This is a genomic window from Vibrio sp. QJM3NY_21 (assembly GCF_057785975.1).
The window spans coordinates 912,256-931,159 of sequence record NZ_CM173514.1 but is presented as its reverse complement, the minus strand read 5'-3'; the positions used below and the strand labels follow the sequence as shown (position 1 = coordinate 931,159).

15 protein-coding genes are annotated in these 18,904 nt (G+C 43.0%); 8 read left to right on the top strand and 7 right to left on the bottom strand.

What is annotated here, in order from left to right; all coding sequences use genetic code 11:
• Positions 1-86: 86 nt before the first annotated feature.
• On the bottom strand, positions 87-1,538 hold the full coding sequence (gene focA / locus AC3CID_RS19840) for a formate transporter FocA (protein WP_054546901.1): 1,452 nt from the start codon (positions 1,536-1,538) through the stop codon (positions 87-89).
• A gap of 288 nt (positions 1,539-1,826) precedes the next feature.
• Here focA and AC3CID_RS19835 point away from each other — a divergent pair, with 288 nt between their 5' ends.
• Entirely contained in the window at positions 1,827-2,732 is a 906-nt protein-coding gene (locus AC3CID_RS19835) for a LysR substrate-binding domain-containing protein (protein WP_009845304.1), read from the top strand.
• 204 nt (positions 2,733-2,936) lie between these two features.
• A complete protein-coding gene (locus tag AC3CID_RS19830; RefSeq protein WP_017079195.1) occupies positions 2,937-3,431 on the top strand; it encodes a DUF1097 domain-containing protein in 495 nt (164 codons plus the stop codon).
• A gap of 181 nt (positions 3,432-3,612) precedes the next feature.
• Here AC3CID_RS19830 and AC3CID_RS19825 read toward each other — a convergent pair whose 3' ends face one another.
• On the bottom strand, positions 3,613-5,424 hold the full coding sequence (locus AC3CID_RS19825) for a DUF2813 domain-containing protein (protein ID WP_488527975.1): 1,812 nt from the start codon (positions 5,422-5,424) through the stop codon (positions 3,613-3,615).
• 238 nt (positions 5,425-5,662) lie between these two features.
• On the opposite strand from AC3CID_RS19825, the gene AC3CID_RS19820 reads away from it, so the two are divergent.
• The 5 genes from AC3CID_RS19820 (at position 5,663) to AC3CID_RS19800 (ending at position 11,948) form a co-directional block, all read left to right on the top strand.
• Complete coding sequence (locus tag AC3CID_RS19820) at positions 5,663-7,402, top strand: bifunctional metallophosphatase/5'-nucleotidase (RefSeq protein ID WP_488527974.1); 1,740 nt, start codon at positions 5,663-5,665, stop codon at positions 7,400-7,402.
• A gap of 657 nt (positions 7,403-8,059) precedes the next feature.
• Positions 8,060-9,061, top strand: a complete 1,002-nt coding sequence (locus AC3CID_RS19815; protein WP_029222116.1) for a TerC/Alx family metal homeostasis membrane protein — start codon at positions 8,060-8,062, stop codon at positions 9,059-9,061.
• Between the two features lie 312 nt (positions 9,062-9,373).
• Positions 9,374-9,562, top strand: coding sequence for a hypothetical protein (locus AC3CID_RS19810; RefSeq protein WP_488527973.1), 189 nt, complete (start codon positions 9,374-9,376; stop codon positions 9,560-9,562).
• A gap of 215 nt (positions 9,563-9,777) precedes the next feature.
• On the top strand, positions 9,778-10,518 hold the full coding sequence (locus AC3CID_RS19805; protein ID WP_488527972.1) for a DUF1223 domain-containing protein: 741 nt from the start codon (positions 9,778-9,780) through the stop codon (positions 10,516-10,518).
• Positions 10,519-10,661: 143 nt separating this feature from the next.
• A complete protein-coding gene (locus AC3CID_RS19800) occupies positions 10,662-11,948 on the top strand; it encodes a DEAD/DEAH box helicase (protein WP_004730920.1) in 1,287 nt (428 codons plus the stop codon).
• Between the two features lie 90 nt (positions 11,949-12,038).
• Here the strand turns inward: AC3CID_RS19800 and AC3CID_RS19795 are convergent, their stop codons facing one another.
• The 3 genes from AC3CID_RS19795 to AC3CID_RS19785 are packed head-to-tail and all read right to left on the bottom strand — an operon-like array spanning position 12,039 to position 14,491.
• Positions 12,039-13,394, bottom strand: a complete 1,356-nt coding sequence (locus AC3CID_RS19795) for an FUSC family protein (protein ID WP_488527971.1) — start codon at positions 13,392-13,394, stop codon at positions 12,039-12,041.
• Positions 13,395-13,407: 13 nt separating this feature from the next.
• Positions 13,408-14,268: an HlyD family secretion protein gene (locus tag AC3CID_RS19790; RefSeq protein ID WP_488527970.1), complete on the bottom strand. Its 861-nt coding sequence runs from the start codon at positions 14,266-14,268 to the stop codon at positions 13,408-13,410.
• 10 nt (positions 14,269-14,278) lie between these two features.
• Complete coding sequence (locus tag AC3CID_RS19785) at positions 14,279-14,491, bottom strand: DUF1656 domain-containing protein (RefSeq protein WP_054546893.1); 213 nt, start codon at positions 14,489-14,491, stop codon at positions 14,279-14,281.
• A 231-nt stretch (positions 14,492-14,722) separates the two neighbouring features.
• Here AC3CID_RS19785 and AC3CID_RS19780 point away from each other — a divergent pair, with 231 nt between their 5' ends.
• The gene (locus AC3CID_RS19780; protein ID WP_171310532.1) at positions 14,723-15,637 is read left to right on the top strand and encodes a LysR family transcriptional regulator; all 915 of its coding nucleotides are present in this window, start codon (positions 14,723-14,725) and stop codon (positions 15,635-15,637) included.
• A 72-nt stretch (positions 15,638-15,709) separates the two neighbouring features.
• Here AC3CID_RS19780 and AC3CID_RS19775 read toward each other — a convergent pair whose 3' ends face one another.
• Together AC3CID_RS19775 and AC3CID_RS19770 are read right to left on the bottom strand one after the other, a co-directional pair.
• On the bottom strand, positions 15,710-16,267 hold the full coding sequence (locus AC3CID_RS19775) for a PhnA domain-containing protein (protein ID WP_004730927.1): 558 nt from the start codon (positions 16,265-16,267) through the stop codon (positions 15,710-15,712).
• A gap of 231 nt (positions 16,268-16,498) precedes the next feature.
• On the bottom strand, positions 16,499-18,904 hold the full coding sequence (locus AC3CID_RS19770; RefSeq protein WP_488527969.1) for a VolA/Pla-1 family phospholipase: 2,406 nt from the start codon (positions 18,902-18,904) through the stop codon (positions 16,499-16,501).

Sequence of the window (18,904 nt, the reverse complement as noted above, 5' to 3'; positions counted from 1 at the left end):
CCACCATTTACTTCTGCCAGTCAACGTTGCCATGACTGAGTTATCTAATTGAACTACTAATCCCTAATAGTTCAACTTACGATTAGTTAAGCCGTTTCTAGTTCAGCCTTTGGAACCACGTTTAGTCGGTCACCGTAAATTGGACGTAGTGCTTGCATCACTTCAATGCGAGTTAACACACCGACCATTACGCCATTTTCTAACACTGGCAGCATATGTGGTTGGCTTACTTTCATCGCTTTTGCACGCTCTTCTAGAGAAAGAGAAGTCAGGCGAGTGGCGTAGCCCATGCTTGTAGTAGGGTAAAGTTGCTCTTTGTCGATACATAGGAATTCAGCAACATCGACCAACTTATCACTAGCAGAGATAGCGACTACGTCACGGCTCATTAGGTCTACCACTTTCTGGCCTTTAGTTGGAATGTAGTCTTGGCACCAAAGGTCAACCATTACGTCATGAACAGAGAAGATACCCACTAGACGACCTTCAACATCGCAAACAGGAGCGCTAACAAGTTGAGCGTCTAGAAGAGAGTCAATCGCGACTGATGTAGGCATTTCTACGCTCAGTGTAATTGGTTGAGTGTTCATGATTTGCTTGATAGTCGTTGCTGTGTTCATAGTGATTTCCTTAACTGACGTAATTTCTGTTGTTTGTGTAATTGCTGTAATTTTTGCTGCTTTAAGCTGCGGGCGACGGTAGATGCTCCAATTGGCTAAGCCGACCAATACCGAACCACCTACGATGTTGCCGATTGTCACTGGTATTAAGTTTGCGGTGACAAATTTCATGATGTTTAAGTCTGCGTACTGAGCAGGCGTTGCTCCGATTTGCATCCAAAAACTCTCTGGTGCGAATGTTTGAATCGTGATGCCTAGTGGAACCATGAACATATTCGCCACACAGTGCTCAAAGCCTGAGCTAACGAACATTGCAACGGGTAATACGGTCATCATTGCTTTGGTCATGGCGTTCGCAGAGCTGAACGTTAACCAAATCGCTAAACACACCAATAAGTTACAAAGCACACCCAAAGCAAAAGCTTGAACAGGGCTGTGGTGTAGCTTGTGTTGAGCAATGTTCAGAGCGTTTAAGCCCCATTGACCGCCATCCAGTTGATATAAGCCTGCTGCGCTTACCAAAGCCAATAGGAACATGGCACCGATAAAGTTACCGACGTAGACCTTGCCCCAGATAGACAACATCTTGGTGAAGGTTATCTGCTTGTTAGCCCATGAAATGCTTGATAACACTGAACTGGTAAACAGCTCGCCACCGCAAATCACAATCAGGATTAACCCCATACTGAATGCAAGACCGCCGGCTAAACGACTCAATCCCCATCCTGCATCAGCGCTACCCGTGGTCACCGTGATGTAGAATAAAAAAGCAAGCCCGATGAATGCGCCAGCCATGATTGCCAAACTCAATGTCATGCTGCTGGTTTTATTTGCTTTGCTTAATGCAAACTTCTCGGCTTCCGCCATCATTTCTGTTGGCGAGAACAGTTGCTGATTTTCAGAAGTGCTGGTTGCCATATCCCCCCCTTGAACAATCCGTCATGTGTAATTCCTAGTGTTAACGACTTGGTTAACCCGTAATGGTTAATCCGTAATGGTTAATCCGTGATTTTTTTGCAGGGCTCGTTGTGTCCTGCCATTCCAGATTAGGGGGTAGAGGGGTAGAGGTAAAATTGATAATTTTTAGAAACCACATCAAATTTATTGATATAGATTGGGTTACGCGTAGAATGAAATTGATTGCTCATCGGCTTAAGAAAAAACGAGCAACAGGACACAAGTTATTAAAAGAATTAAGGATGAATTTTGCGTTATTCATTAAAGCAACTCGCGGTATTTGATGCAGTGGCAGATTCCGGGAGTGTAAGTCAAGCAGCAGACAGATTGGCGTTGACTCAATCGGCGACAAGTATGTCTCTTGCACAGTTGGAAAAAATGCTCGGCAGGCCTTTGTTTGAAAGGCAGGGCAAGCAAATGGCCCTTACTCATTGGGGTATGTGGCTAAGGCCTAAAGCGAAGCGTTTACTGCAAGATGCGCAGCAAATTGAGATGGGTTTTTATGAGCAGCATTTACTAAGTGGAGAGCTCAAACTCGGTGCAAGCCAAACACCAGCGGAACACCTTGTTCCTGACCTCATCAGTATTATTGATAACGACTTTCCTGAGATGCGAATCTCGCTCGGCGTACAAAGTACCGATGCGGTTATTGATGGCGTATTAGATTATCAATATGACTTGGGTGTTATCGAAGGTCGTTGTGATGACAACCGAGTTCACCAAGAAGTGTGGTGTACTGACCATTTAACGGTGGTTGCATCGGCTCATCACCCGTTTGCCAAGCGTGAACGAGTAAGCTTGGCGCAATTAGAACAAGCAAAATGGGTATTACGTGAACATGGTTCGGGTACTCGCAAAGTTTTTGATAGCTCTATTCATCATTTAATTGGTGATCTTGATGTTTGGCGAGAGTATGAACACGTTCCTGTTTTAAGAAGTTTGGTTGCAAACGGCCCATATTTAACGTGTTTACCTTATCTCGATGTCGAACAGTTTGTTGAGTCTGGCCAACTCGTTACCTTGAATGTTCCTGAGCTTGAAATGGAACGTACGCTTTCGTTTATCTGGCGTGCTGATATGGCCGAAAACCCGCTTGCTGAGTGTATTAAGCGAGAAGGTAAGCGCATGATGAAAGGCAAACCGTCGGTTCTGTAAGGTAGATTTGATAAAATACTAATAACCAATTGTGTTGGATAAGCGATTTCGGTCTCTATCTGGTGATAAATGCATGTTCGCATACATTATTAATGTGATCACGATCGGCTAAAAGAAGGCGTTCTTCCCATAATATGCTTACTTGATTTTAAGTGAGGCTAAATCCGGTTGCGATGAATTACGTAATTAGGCTTTAGAAATAGTATGAGTACATTAGTCGCGATTTCATTAACAACAGGTATTTTGTCAGGTCTATGGGGATGGATTGCTATCTCTTTCGGCTTATTGTCATGGGCAGGTTTCTTAGGTTGCACCAGTTATTTTGCTTCGCCAACAGGCGGCGTTAAAGGACTAGCCGGTAGCTTATTGACCAACATGACAGGCGTATTCTGGGCAATGGTGATTATCGAAAGCTCAACCTTCGCAGGGTTAGAGATTTTAGGCTATATGATTACCGCTATTGTGGCTTTCTTTATGTGTATCCAAGCGAAACAAGCGTGGCTAGGTTATATCCCAGGAACCTTCATTGGTTGTTGTGCGACGTTTGCTGCAGGTGGCGATTGGCAACTTGTAGTACCATCTTTACTGCTTGGTGGTGTATTTGGATACTTGATGAAAGCAACGGGGCTATGGCTTCACGAGAAATCGACTCAATCTTCGGAAGTGGTTGAACAACACACTAAGCAAGCTAAGGCCTAATTAATACGTTAAGCCGTAGTTTAGTGACTGTAAACTCTTGCAAGATAACCCCCAATTAATTTGTATATCGATTTATACAGGCACACCACTTGGTGTGCCTTTTTTGGTTCTTGGTTAAGCCTATCAGTCAAAAAATTCATCTGCAGAAGAACCAATAGCATCTATCAATTAATTAAAGCGCTTAGGTGTTGCCGTTTGCCATGGTGATGACACGTTTTAGCGTCCACCTTAATAACAAGGGAATACAGTCTTGTCCTTGATTCTCACAATGAGACACGATCGCTAAAGCCAGATCTGGTTTTGCGTGTTTCTTAAGAACTTTAGCCACGACTTTTTTCGCTGGGATAGGGTGATCGTAAGGAATCTTAACCATGTCTCTGAAAAAGTTCTCAAACCCATTCATATACAAGTAGTGCTCGATGTCCCTATCAGGCAGTTCTGTGAGGCGATGTCGCTCTTGATCGTTCCCAAGTTTAGATAGCACTGTTGCCGCATATTTTTTGCCTGCTGCATCACCATCGGTGACGACATGCCAATCGATGCCAAACTCTTGCGCGACTTTGATTAATGCCTTTAGTCCTGATTGAGCGAACTCAATAATCTGAACGCCTTCCGCAGCAAGGTTATACCCACATTGGTTGGCTAACTCGTTAAACAACCAGACTTCAGTTTCACCTTCTACCAATAACCAACAGCGAGCATACAGAGCACCTGAACGATGGAAACGAATATGAAAACCAATTCGACGAAGCTCATCTTTGCTAAAGTGATTCATGTTAAGTTGGTTAGCGATGGTTTTATCGGACTGACGCACCAAACGACGAATCGATTGAAGTGGTACAGCAGCAAGTAGATCGCCACTGTTGGTGGTAAGGATTTTTTGCATGGGTAACTTCTGCATTAAGCTCCAAGCCCTTGCTAGGTGCGTTGGGTGCAGTCGACCTTCTGGATCTTCAAGGATCAAAAGAGGGCGCGCACATCGTCTTAAGTCTGTCGGCCCTTTGGCCTGTAGATAAGCGTTAAGTAACCCCATGAATAACAGCCGAGTTTGCTTATTCTTGGTCTCCTCGACCAATTGATGAATGCTCTTGTCGTTCGCTCCAGCTGAGTACAGTAGCCCGTCACGCGGTTTTCTCGGATTCTTACGTGAGACACTCTTAAACGAGAAGTAGTGTTCTATTAAGCTTTGCATTGACTCAAGACTACTGCGCATTTCACCTTTATTAACATGTCCGGGTATCGCCATAAGACGGCGGCAGGTGTTGTCGATGCGCTTTTCTATTCTTGCCTGACGGCCATTGCCATTGCTATTGCCGTTGCCGTTGCTGCCATTTCCATTCGAGCTATGACCATTGGTCGTGTGATTATGTCCGTTCCCATGTCCGTTATTTGGGTTGTTGTTCCCATTTCCGTTTGCATTGTTAGCGTGACCGTTATTAGCGTGAACATTAGTCGGCAGGTGAGCATTGTGGTTGAGTGAATTTCCGTTGAAAGGGCGATCAAAGTGTCTTGCGTCTCGTAAACGGATCACAGGATGTAAGGTCATTAATTCTTGAGCGAGCTTTTCTGAGTGATGAAGTTTGAGCGGATTACCGTCTAAACCTAAAAATGCGTAGTTTGTGGTCGTTTCATACTGTTCTAATGTGGCACTGATTCGGTAATAGATACGATAGATGCCAAACTCATCTTGAACCCAGATAGGTTTGAGCTTGCGATAACGACCAGCGTTGAGTTCGCTCTTGTCATTGGCTTTTAATGCGAGAACAATTTGAAGATGTTGAGACTGTGGATGTGAAACCGAGTAATCGACATGAAAATCAGTCATTTCGAAGTGATATGGCACACCGTCAGAGGGAAGAACGACGGAAAGGGCATCCAATAATGAAGACTTACCCCAAGTATTTTCACCAATCAGCGTGGTTAGCTCATCAAACGCGAGTGACATGCGCTTAATACCTCGAAAGCCAGAAATCTCGATTCTTTCTAGTTGCATAGGCTTACTCCTAACGGAAGGCTCTGCTAATTATTTGAAAGCTAACAGATATCTTTAATCATAATCGAAAAATACCAATCCGGTATGCTCACCTGTCACAAAACCCGTTGTTTATTTATACGGATCGAAACGAGATTTTTGATCTATCTCGAGTATTTTTTTGCAGTGCAGTTTCATAAAATTCACGATTCTGTCATGATTCTCGACCTAGTATGAAGGGACAAAGAGAGAAGAAAATATGACTAAAAAGAATAAGCCGACAAAAATAGTGTTGGCACACATCAACGACACCCACTCATACTTTGAACCAACCTCGTTACAGCTATCACTTAAAATGAACAACCACATCATTGAACCTTATGTGAGTGCAGGTGGCTTTGCTCGAATTTCAACACGCTTTAAACAAATAGAACAAGATGCCCAGCGTCAGAAGGTTGGAACCCTGTTCCTACACGCTGGTGACTGCTTCCAGGGGACTTTGTACTTTTCTTTGTTCAAGGGAAAAGCCAACGCCGATTTGTTGAATGCCCTTAATATAGATACCATGACGCTTGGCAATCACGAGCTAGATATGGGTAATGAGCCCGTTGCGATTTTCGCGAAAAGAATCAAATTCCCATTGTTGGCCGGTAACTGGAATCTATCGAATGAGGATATCAATAAAACTCATACCTTAGCGGACAACGAAATTGTTAAGCCTTATCTGACTGAAACGCGAAGTGCTTCTTTTATAACGAAAGAGTTTGATGGCGAGAAGGTTGCAATATTCGGCTTAAGCATCGACAAGATGGCAGGCATTGCTAATCCAGATATCGATACACCATTTGAAAATGCTTTAGAAACAGCAAAAGCGACCATTGAGCAGATTCATAAAGCTGGTATCAACAAGATTGTGTTACTTAGCCATCTTGGTTACGAAGCTGATTTAGAGTTAGCAGCCAACGTAACAGGTATTGGTGTCATTGTTGGTGGTCATAGTCATCGCTTACAAGGTGATTTCTCTGATATTGGCTTAGTTAAAGATGATGATTACGGCGTGAAAATCGGTGACACTTATGTTGTGCAAGCGGGTTTCCATGCAATGAGTCTAGGACACTGTGAAATCGAGTTCGATGCTGAAGGCAAAGTGACTCACTTCAACGGTAAGAACGAACTGCTGTTAGGCCGTCGACTGTTTATAGACGCTAAATTGAGTGAAGTAGGGCAAGACGATGCCCACGATATGGCGTGTGAGTTTTTGAACAACCACCCCAATATTGCGGTATGTAAAAAAGATCCGGAACTTCAGAGCATTCTTACGGATAAATATCAGCCGAGAGTTCGAAAGCTTCAGCAACAAGTTATTGCTCATGCAGATACAAAACTGCGCCACATACGTATCCCGGACGAGAAAGGCCCGAGCCAACTAGCGCCCTTAGTTGCTCAATCATTTCACTACCTAATGAACAAAAAAGGTCATCAGGTTGAATTTGCCATTCACAACGCAGGTGGTGTTAGAAATTCACTGAATAGCGGCGACGTCTCTGTTGCCGATATTGCCGGAAAACTACTACCGTTTGCCGTACCCATTGGTGTGTATGAAGTAAAAGGTGAAACGATCGCAGGCATGCTTGAAGGTGCAATCAACAATGCTTTGGATAATGGCGTTGTAGGGACAGGTTCAGGCAGCTTTCCTTATACGCATAACTTGAGGTTTTGTTACCACAAAGAAGCACCTCTAGGGCATAGGGTTCACCATTTAGAAATTCACTCTGAAGTATTGGGCTGGCAGGCTGTTTCTCGTGACCGTATTTACCGAGGCGCGTCGTCAGCCTATACCATGAAAGGAAAAGAGGGCTATAACGCCGTCTTGGATATGATAGGTGATGGCGTGGTTACGACCGACTCAATGGCTGACTGTTTCATCGAGTTTCTACAAGACCACCCAGAGTCACTGCAACACAACGAGCCGCTGAATTGTTTGGAGTGTTTTAGATAGTCACAGGTAATTTAGATAGGCACAGGTAATGCTTGTGGTTAGTATTATTAGTTTTGCCTATTTATAAATTTGGCATTGTTTATGCTTTATTCCTGCAGGTCGCCTTCTTGTGGAGATAAGCATGGATAAGAAAGATTGGTTAGATGCGGTAGCGGTGGTTGGTTGGGTATCGGTTTGGTCTGCGTTAGTGTACTTGGTACCCGCTGCAGGTTTATAACGTAGCGTGCCTTGAAGTGAGCTGTCAGACAAAGCGCGTACAAGACTCGTTCGTTATTCGTATCATTGAATAACGGATTTGTATCATGAGTAACGGTAATAGGGGTTAATCCTCTCAGTAGTATTCTCAGAATCAATACGAATGTCGTTTTGACAAGCCTATAGAAATAAATGAGGAGCGTTTTGCTCCTTTTTTATTTATTTCCGAAAATTTTTCTAGACGAAACAAAGATAGAGGAATATTATCCACGCGTTTGGGGAGTAGTTAGCGCAAGTTTACATATCGTCATCTCGTTAGGCCAAGAGTCTATCCGGTATGTAAAGGTGAAATCCCATATTTCACTTCAACGAGACCAACGCAATCACAATCAAGATCCGTCGTGGAACTTGATAGTTTTGTTTGCGGAAGGTCTTTGTACAGTTCTTCCGCCCGGAGGAATAATGAACTCAACTCAATCTCTATTATCTACAAATAGTGAATCCTTTTTTTCATCGCCAATCATGACGACTTATGCGGGCTTTTTCCTGCTGACAGTCATTCTCGTCTCTATTGATATCTATCAGACTCGTGGTGGTAGTGTAACCATCAAGAAAGCGGCAATTTGGAGCGTTTTCTGGTTTGTGCTCGCGTTTTTATTTGCTGGTTCCATTTACCTTTTTTGGGACATCTATGCGCCGAATAGTGAATACACAGCCCAAAAAGCAACCGTGTCATTTATTACCGGTTACTTGCTAGAAAAATCATTGAGCGTAGACAACTTGTTTGTTTTCGCGATGATCTTTGCTCAATACCAAGTTCCTGAGCATCTAAGACCTCGTGCGCTTCTTTGGGGCGTAATTGGTGCATTGGTGCTTCGCGCAATTATGATCGCATTAGGTGCTCAGCTATTGGCTGAATACCACTGGGTGCTTTATGTATTTGCTGCGTTCCTAATTGGTACGGGTATTAAACTGGCGCTAGACAAGGGCGAAGAGGAGAGTGTGAATACGCTACCTGAGAAGTTACTTCGTAAAGTGATGCCTGTGACAGAAGACTTCCATGGTCCCGCGTTGATGATCAAGCAAGGCACTAAATGGGTACTCACGCCAATGATGTTGGTGATTGGTGCCATTGCGGTTATGGATGTCATGTTTGCACTGGATTCTATTCCTGCAATTTTCGCCGTTACGCGAGAGCCATTCTTAGTACTGGCTGCAAACGTATTTGCATTGCTTGGCCTTCGTTCTTTGTACTTTGTTCTGCAAGGCATGATGGATAAGTTCATCTACTTGAAGCCTGCACTGGCATTCATCATGGTGTTCATTGGTGTGAAAATGCTATTAGTTGACAGTGAGTGGGCTATCCCAACGTATTGGTCGTTAGCTGTTCTAATTTCTACTATGACGATTGCGGTTATAGCGTCGATTTATGCGAAGAAGCCAGACATTGAACAAGTAAATTAAAACAAAAATAACTTATCGAAAACTCGATAATAATTAGGTGGTCAATGAAGCTTGAAATTTATTTATGTAAATTTTTTGTGACATTGACCGCTGTTGTTTGAGGGTTATTTGTACTAAATGCATGATTTAGGCACTACTGTGAATTTTTACTCATCAAGCGTGAATATGTATTTCGAGGCGTTGTTAATGATTTGTTTTATTAGAAAAACTAATCTGAATTTCTAATTTTAGTCATTTTTTAACCTGCAAAAGATCACCTATTATTCTTGTCATCAGAACGAACCACATAAACAAATTTATAGAGAGGCAATCATGGCTCAAGCAATGCAAATGAATACTATCGCTGTTCCTAACTCTATGGATAAGAAGACCTACTCGGTTAACATCAAAGGATTGATTGCACACATTTTCGATATTCTTTTCGTAGACAACTCTCCACGTAGTTACTACGTAAGCGACCTATCTGGTCACATGCAACGCGATATCGGTATCAACCGTTAATCTCTGCGTTAACATGTAAAAATATAGAATTTTAAAAAAGACGCCAGCTTCTAAAGCTGGCGTTTTTGTATCTGAAATAAGCTGTGCATCTAAAACAAGCTGTGTATCTGAAATAAACCCAGCACCTGAAAGAAACTCATCACCTGAAAGAAATACTTAGGCATAACGGTCTTTATTTGAGCGCCAGTAAATTCGCTTTGTACAAGGATCTCGGTATGTCACACGCCACACGCAATTCATCATTGATTAAACTTTGTTTATTTGCCTTACCGATCGGCGCCTATTCCTCTGTGTCGTTTGCACAAACCTGGAGTAACGAAGGCCAGCCTGCTCAGGTTATTGAGCTGTTTACCTCTGAAGGTTGTTCTAGTTGTCCGCCTGCTGACACGTACCTTAGTACTTTTGCAGATCATCCAAAACTTTGGACCGAGGTCATACCGCTTGCTTATCACGTAGACTACTGGGATTACTTAGGCTGGGGAGACAAGTTCGCCAGCAAGGCATTCAGTCAGAAGCAGCGTTTATACAAAGCTTATGGGGTAACAAGTGGCGTTTATACACCGGGCTTTGTTGTCGATGGAAAAGAGTGGCGTGGTTACTTTAATTGGCTAGACAGAACGTTGCCTTCGCTCCAACAACAAACTAATCCCAAATTAACAGTGAACCATAAAGGCGATACGTTCAACGTGAGTTACGAAAGCAAAGGGGATTATGTCGCTCATATTGCCTTGTTGGCGATGAACGAAGTCACCAGCGTTAAAGCGGGCGAGAACAGAGGTAAGAAACTTGAGCACGATTTTGTCGTGGTTTACGATGGCTATCAACGTGGTGAATCCAAATGGCAATTCAATATCGACTTCTCCCCGTTAGTTGCCACACCTGACGCAGTAGCCGTGTGGTTAACAGAGCCTAACTCGTATGCTCCAGAGCAAACGGTAGCGGGGTGGCTTAACTAAATTTGCGATAACTTGATATCTGGATGTGTTTTAGAGGGGCTTAATCGCTGAAACACGGGAGAAAGGGGCGATTTAGTTACGTAATACTGCTGAAATACGTTAATATAGCGCGCTATTATTTTAGCTTTGAGTTCCTGCAATTAATGACTAACACCACAACACCAACCAACTTCTCTGATCTTGGCTTAATCTCTCCTTTGATGGCTCGCTTAACAGAGCTTGAATACCAACAGCCAACGCCTATCCAAGCGCAAGTTATTCCAAGTGTGTTAGCAGGACGCGACCTAATTGCAGGTGCAAATACGGGTTCAGGTAAAACCGCAGCATTTGCACTGCCGCTGTTACAACAAATCCATGAAGATGCACCTTTAGACCGCAGAGCAGGCAAAGGTAACTTTGTGTCTGGTCTTATCTTAGTTCCTACTCGTGAACTTGCTAAGCAAGTGGCGGACAGCGTTAAGTCTTACGCAGTGCATTTCAACGGTGCAATCAAAACCGTTTGTGTCTTCGGTGGTGTGTCGGTGAACACTCAGATGCAAGCGCTACGTGGTGGCACAGATATCTTGGTGGCAACACCGGGTCGTTTGCTGGATCTGATCTCAAGCAACGCTATCAAGCTAGATAAAGTAAAAACGTTAGTGCTTGATGAAGCTGACCGAATGTTAAGCCTTGGTTTTACAGAAGAACTAGACGCGATCTTGAAACTTCTGCCAAGCAAAAAACAAACCTTGTTGTTCTCTGCGACTTTCCCCGAGCAAGTTAAAACGCTGACTCACGAACTACTGAATGATCCAATTGAAGTTCAACTTCAAAGTGCCAATGCGAGCACTCTGGTTCAGCGTGTATTCGAAGTAGAAAAAGGTCGTAAGACCGCATTGCTAGCGCACCTGATTCAACAACACGAGTGGCGCCAAGCACTGATCTTCGTAAACGCGAAAAACAGCTGTGAGCACCTTGCAGACAAGCTATACAAGCGCGGTATCATCGCAGAAGTATTCCACGGTGATAAAGGGCAGGGTTCACGTACTCGTATCCTTGAAGATTTTAAATCTGGCGAGATTGACGTTCTTATCGCGACAGACATCGCGGCACGTGGTCTGGATATCGAAAAGCTACCTGTAGTAATCAACTTTGACCTACCGCGTAGCCCATCAGACTACATGCATCGTATTGGCCGAAGTGGTCGTGCGGGTGAGGTTGGTCTAGCGCTATCTTTGATCGACCACGAAGATTACCATCACTTCACAATCATTGAGAAGAAGAACAAAATCCGTCTTGAGCGTGAGCAAATTGAAGGTTTTGAAGTGGATGAAGAGGCAACCGCTGAACTTGTTGCTGCATTAAAACCCGTTGCGCCACCGGCTGGTACAGGCAAGAAGAAAAAGAAGAAAGCACCTAAAAACCAAGATGTTTGGTTGAGAAACAACTGATATTGAGTCAGTAAAAATAGAATTTCTAAAGGCGCTTAATTGCGCCTTTTTGTTTTCATATTCCAAGTTTAGCGCATCCGCGTAACGAGATTAAACGACACTCTTGATTCTAAAGAGGTCAGTAAATAATTTGCCTATCATTAAAATGATGAGCAGTGTGGTTAACATCAGCAAAGGTGTTTGAATCTGATAAACCGGTGTTAGATTGAGCGCGCCAGATGTAAGGACGACCAACAGGTTAATGCCAAGTATTCGGTGTACCATCAGTTTAGGCGTTGCGAACACTTTCCATATCACCATGCTATTAATGAAATAAAACAGTGCCAATTGCCACAATTCAGTCATCATCGGCATGATAAAGATGTATTGAAGTAAAATAATGGTACCTGTGCCTATCACCCCGAAAAACGCATCTTTGATAACACTTGGTGGCATCGTCGGCAACATGGAAGAAAATACGCCTGCAATCATCGGAAAAATAAAACCACCCGGCACAGGTAGATATATCCAAACCAGTAGCGACGTTACGAACATCGAGACTCCTTGTAAGACTTTTCTCCCATCTTCATCCAGGTGTTGAACAAAGGTACGGTGCTCATGGTGCCAAGAAACGTTTTTCTTCTCAATCTTCACAAACGGCACATCATCAATCAATGATAAGTGCGGCGCCATTAACTCTAGTTTTTCCATTTTTTCGGTGAGAATTGGCCAATCAATAGGTTGAGTCAGTTCATCCGAGGCGAGTTCAAGCAGACGATCTTGAATATGAGCCATTTCACGGACTCGTAAACGCCACGCATGGATATTTTGTTTTAGGTGATAACTGCCAGTGAGCGGTAAATCTAACAGTTGATAAAGCTTCTCAATATTAGCGGTATTGGACTCCAATGCTTCTATATCTAAGTTGTTAGTGTTGCTCATTGCTGTTATCAGCGTTTCTCTGCTTGTTTCAAATCGTTGTACGAAGTTTTGTTCAGTGTTTACCGGCCAGATTAGACGATAAACAATTGAGAAGGTGATAACGCCTAGCAAAGTTTCTTGTATTCGTAGTACCGCAAAATAAAATGTAATTTGGTTATCGAATCCGCCCATGCAAGAGATGATGGAGCAGACAGCAAAGCCTATAGAAAAGACATAACCGTATTTTTCATCACTCGACATGAAGATGCATGTACCGAGAAATAAGGTGAAAAACATCAGAAACAGAAAGCGGTCCTGAGAAAACATCGCTATTAAGAAAAAGGCATAACCCGTCCCTAACAAGGTTCCCATTAATCGGTTATGGCCTTTGTTTATTGAATGGGCAAAACTCTCGTTCAATGCCATGACTGCAACCGCAATTGCCGCCCAATAGGGCTTCTCCCACTGAAACCACAACGCAAGGCAGATAGAGATAACAATCGCGAGAGAAGCCTTAATTGCTTCTTTGGTCGATGCACTGAACATAAATGCCATCCAACTATTTGATTATTTTGATTGAAGCTGTCATGCCGACACGAAGTTGCAAGTCTTCAGGCACGTTATCGAGTACTACTTTAATTGGTATACGCTGAGCGAGGCGAATCCATTGAAAATTTGGGTTCACGTTGGGAAGAAGGTTATTACCAGTACTGCCATCTTGTGTCGCAATGCCAAAACCAATACTTTTAATATGGCCTTTTAATTGAACATCATTGTGCATCATGAGCGTGACGATAGCTTTGTCGTTTGGTGCAACGTTCACAAGATCAGTTTCTTTGAAATAACCTTCAATCCAAAAACTATCCTCATCGATTAATGCCACCACAGGGGTATTAGCAACAACTTGAGAACCTTCACGTAGGTTTAAGTTCGTGATGAAGCCATTCGTTGGAGCGTACACCTTGGTGTATTTGAGATTTAAATGTGCCTCTTCAACATTGGCCTTTGCTAGTGCAACGTTAGCTGCATTTGTCTCAACCGCATTGTTCAGGTTATTCAAGGTCAGCACTGGCAGCGCGCCAGGCGTTCTTTTTTCTAAGTTCAACGCGCGTTGCTCTTCGTTTTTAGCTTTTGCTAAGAGCGCGCGAGCCTGTTTCTGTGTCGCGAGTGCTTTATTGTAGGCTACCTGATAAATGCTTGGGTCGATCTCAAACAGTAGATCCCCTTTAGCTACCTGTGAGTTGTCTTCAATATGGACTTTGGTTACTTGCCCGGTGACTCTAGGGGTAATCGAAACGATGTATGCGCTGACCTGACCATCTCTAGTCCAAGGATTACTTGAATAGGATTGGTAATAGCTATAAACCACAGAGCTTGCGGCAACGACCAGTAGTAGCGTGATGAGATAACGTTTAATCAAGGTGAATGCCTCAGAAAATGGTAATAAATTGGCCGATAACGCCGACGAAAATAACGATTAAGCTTATTTCGGCTATTGCAGGAAAAGCGACATATTTATGTAGCCCAAGTTTTGTCGCGATTGAGCCAGTCAATATCGTCAATACATACGCTAACGCGATAACCAAAAGCAAAGGCGGGAAGTAGATCTCACCCCACACGAGTTCATGTGGCATTGTGTTCATGGGTCTGTCTCTATCGTTTGAAGAAGGTTACGATAAAGGAACTATGGCAATGTTAATAATCGTATATAGAGGATCGGATCCATCAAACGTAGGTAGGTATATACTAGAAAGAAGAGTTAGCAAAAGGCACAAATCATTACCTATTTAGATCCGTCTTTTTATCATTATTATTCTGATGCAGTAGATATTTTTCTATTTCATATGCATGACTAAGAAAGTAAGCACATCAAAATGAACTTTAGTATTGAACAACTTCTCGCGTTTGTGACCGTTTATGAACAACGGTCATTCAGCAAAGCAGCAGTAAAACTCAACAAGCACAGAACGACCGTCGGCCAGGTTATTACAAATTTGGAAGATCATCTTGCTGTGCATCTTTTTGAAAGAGTTGGCCGCTCTGTTGAACCAACGGAGGACGGGCACCTCCTTTATCACTACGCAAAACAGACGATTGAGCAAGCTCGTACTTTTGACAAAGTAGCGTTGAGCCTTTCTTATGGTGGGTTAGAGAAAATAACAATCGCGTATTCTAGTTTCGTTCCACAACGTGTTTTGGTGGATATACGTAAACGACTTAAGCACGATTTCCCAATGATGCGAGTGAACTTTCTGGTTAGGAATAAGAACGAAATTAAACAAGGAATACAAAGTGGGGAATATCACTTTGGACTTGTGAATGCTCACAATAGCCGAGCGATGCATAGTTTTGATTCTACCTTCCTTGGACACTTTGAGTTCTACCCATTCGGACAAAAAGGTGGAGAACTATCACATATAAATAAAGACGAAGTATTAGTCGCACTAAGGAACTCAAAACAGTTCGTATTGAGGTCTCTGATTGATGAAGGGATGTCTGAAAAGATTATTGTGAGCTCTGACTATGAAGAGATTGATCAGCTTTCGTTAGTGATCAAAATGCTTGAAGAGGGTTTTGGATGGGCACTTCTTCCTAAGGCATTTTTTACCGACTCTGAATTTTCAAAACATTCAATAGAGCCCATTCACTCTGCGCAAATGGTGGAAGGATTCAAATTTGGATTCGCGTTGTGGTGTCCGCACTCGAAACAAATCAGTGGTATCAAAGGTTCTTTGGTGTCGGTTATTAAAGAGTACCGCGAGCAACTTATTGATAGTTTTAAGTCGTGAAAATTTGAGATATTAAAAAGGCGCTAATTATTCATTAGCGCCTTTTTAGATTTTGTTCAGCGAAAAGAAGAATTACTTCTTACGGCAGAACTCAGCGATTACGTACATTGATTGACCGCCGTTTGTTTTACCAGAAACAAGCTTAGGATCGTCACCAACGCTGATGCCACGGATAACAGTGCCTTGCTTAATCACTTGGTTAGTACCTTTGATTGGCAGGTCTTTGATTACTGTTACGTCGTCACCTTTTTTAAGTTCAACGCCGTTCACATCAAGAGGCTTGTCATCAGCAGACATGCCGATTTGTGCCCAAACTGATGTTTCTTCTTCAAGGTACATCATGTCTAGCGCGTCTTGCGCCCAGCTTTCAGAGTTCAGACGAGTAAGTTGACGCCACGCCATTACTTGAACTGGCGCTTCTTGGCTCCACATGCTGTCGCTTAGGCAACGCCAGTGGTTGATATCTTTTGGATCGTCAATCTCACCCAGGCATTTGTCACATACCATGATGCCGTGATCCACTGTTACGTGGCTGTGTGGCGGTACTGCGTATGCAGTAAGAGAAGAATCAGAACCACATAGTTCACATTTAGATTGGCAGCGTTCTAGCATCGTAGCTTCAGAAGACATAATGGACTCACATTTATTAGGTATTAAATTACGGGGCTATTATCCACTTTATTTACAATAAAGAAAGAGGTCGTACGGTATTCTGTCTTGATTAATTTTAGCTGAGATCAACCATTTGTGTTTTAGCGGTTTATGCAAACGGTTAACTAGGGACAATGGGATGTCGATAGATACAAAAATGCCAGCGGTTAGGCTGGCATTTGGTTTCATTAAAAGGTACTTAAGTTTGAGTTACTCCAATAGTGCACTCGGTGCTGCTGTATCAAGGCTATCCGACTTCAAGAAATCAGTTACTTGAGCTCTCATTGATAGAGTATGAGAGGCATCAGAAAGGTCTGCTTGTGGTCCAATGATCGTAGAGTGCTTAGCCGTTTCGTTATACTGAACAAACACACGGTTTCCAATTGAAGGACTCGCTTTTGTAGAGTCGCTCAACCCTAACGTTGTATCTAAGCCTTCAGAACCAACAAATGAAGCCGTAAAAGATGTCGCAATTCCGGTATTAGGAACCGTTTTGTCATTTTGCGACTGGATCAACAACGTTGGGTAGCTAGATCTGAATGATGACAGATCCTCAGTGTTTGCTAGTGAATGTGGATCGACAGTGTCAATAAGGGTTTGAGCGGCGACTTTAAATGCAACTAACTCAGTTTCAATAGCTGCAGCGCTGGTTGGGTTTCCAGTAGCAAAAGCGGTGTAACAATCACCATCTTTAATGTTGTTGGTTGCACAAGCTGTCGCGACTGAATCCTTGTAAACCGTATTCAGCTGTTTAGCCAAGTTATGTTTAATTTCAGGGCCAAAGGTTTCCGATGCGAACAACAATTCAGCAATGTGTCCACCTGAATTAGCATATACCGCCGAGCTAAATTTATGTGTGCCAGCAATTTCTGATGTAGCAACAGAAGTAAATCCGGTAATGCCGCCCAATGAGTGGCCCATAAACTTAACGGTTGTGTCTTTTACATCAACTCCGGCTAATGGTGTACCAGTAAAATCATTACCCACTTTTTCAAGTGCCATACGAAGACCTATTACATCAAGCGCACTTTGACGAATATTGTCACGGGCAACAGGCAAAGCACTTAGATTCAAGTAGTACAGTGCATTATCGTTAGTTGATATAGCACCGCCAGCAAGCGAACGCGAGCCATGAATAGGGTGATCAATCGCTATCACTGCAAGACCCTCGGCCGTTAAATTAGCAGCGAATGCATACGCGTTTTCTTTTACAGAGGTAATACCGTGCTGATAAATGACTACACCTGAAGGCGTGCCAGTTGTGGGTGTAAACAAAAGCACATCAACAGCTTCAAGTGATTTAATTTGTGGTATTGGTGAATACTGAGTGACAATGCGCTCACTATCTAGAGCTGCTCCACTTGCGTCCTTTGTGAGTGTTTTTCCCATTAAAGTCGTGACATCAGCTGCGCTAAGATTTGCTGGGTCTAATCCTAATTTAACCAACTCTCCACCAACGAAAGAACTTGTAGAGCTATCCGTTAGTGCGCTTTTGATAACAGCTAAACTGTCCAACGCTGAGGCAAATGGTGTAACAGAAAACTTACTTGGATCTGTTTCCAAGAAATAAGGAAGCTGAATGGTACCTTTAGTCACATTTACAGTTGTAGTACTGATACCACCATTAGAGTAGAGGAGGTTTATTCCGCCAATTAAGGTCGCAGTTTCTGTAACGTCATCATCTCCGAGATATTTCTTGAAGTTTGCATCGGCAGCGATTGCTGTGGCAAACGGAACTGTTGATGAAGAATCTAGACTAAGATTATAAGCGTTTGACAGATCGACACTATTTGGATTTGCGCTGCCATTCCAATAAGTCGAAAGTGGGGCTCCAGCATCAATCATTCCACCAATCAACGATGCTGTCGAGGCAAGTACATCGCCAACGGAAGTTGTAGTGAACCAAGCTGAATAGACAATTTTATTGGCGTCAACACCGACAGCAGTTGCTATTGCTTCTTGGCCTTTAATTAAAGTTTGCGCACTCGCTAGATCTCCGGTGGTGTATGTTTTCGTTGCTGTTTTGAGAGCCGCATAGCTTTGCGATGTACCTACTGGGTTACCATTTAAATCTGTAACGTCATCAGTAATAACAAGCAAATATTCAGACTTCTCATCAAAAGGAGTATTCGGTGTAATTGCTAGGTTTGAGCCTACTTTGTAAACTGTGTATTCAGAGCTAGCAACAGGTGTTGGTACTTGAGCCGCTGTGGATGTGTCTGTTAGCTTTTTTGAAAGCTTCAACAATGTAACTCCAGAAGTAACAACTCCAGGGGTATCACCAAAACCATCACCTTCAAACTCGATGTAAATTGGCATGCTTGTGGAAAAACCATCGGCATAGTTCAGTGCTGCTTTTGGGTTTGAAATGCTCTCGTCTCCACCAGTAGGGATCGCTAACGTTCCATCTGTAGAGTCGAATAATAGGTTATTACTTAAAGGAACAGATGCGTTACTGCCTTGCAAGAGCATTTTTTGCGTTGTAGCTCTTGCTAAAGAAGTTTCTAAATAAGCTTCGAGTTGTTGGTTACTTGTCCCCGAGCTTTCAGTATTGTCACCACAACCTGCTAGCAGAATCGCGGAACATAATAGAGAGATCTTAAAGTTACGTTTCAT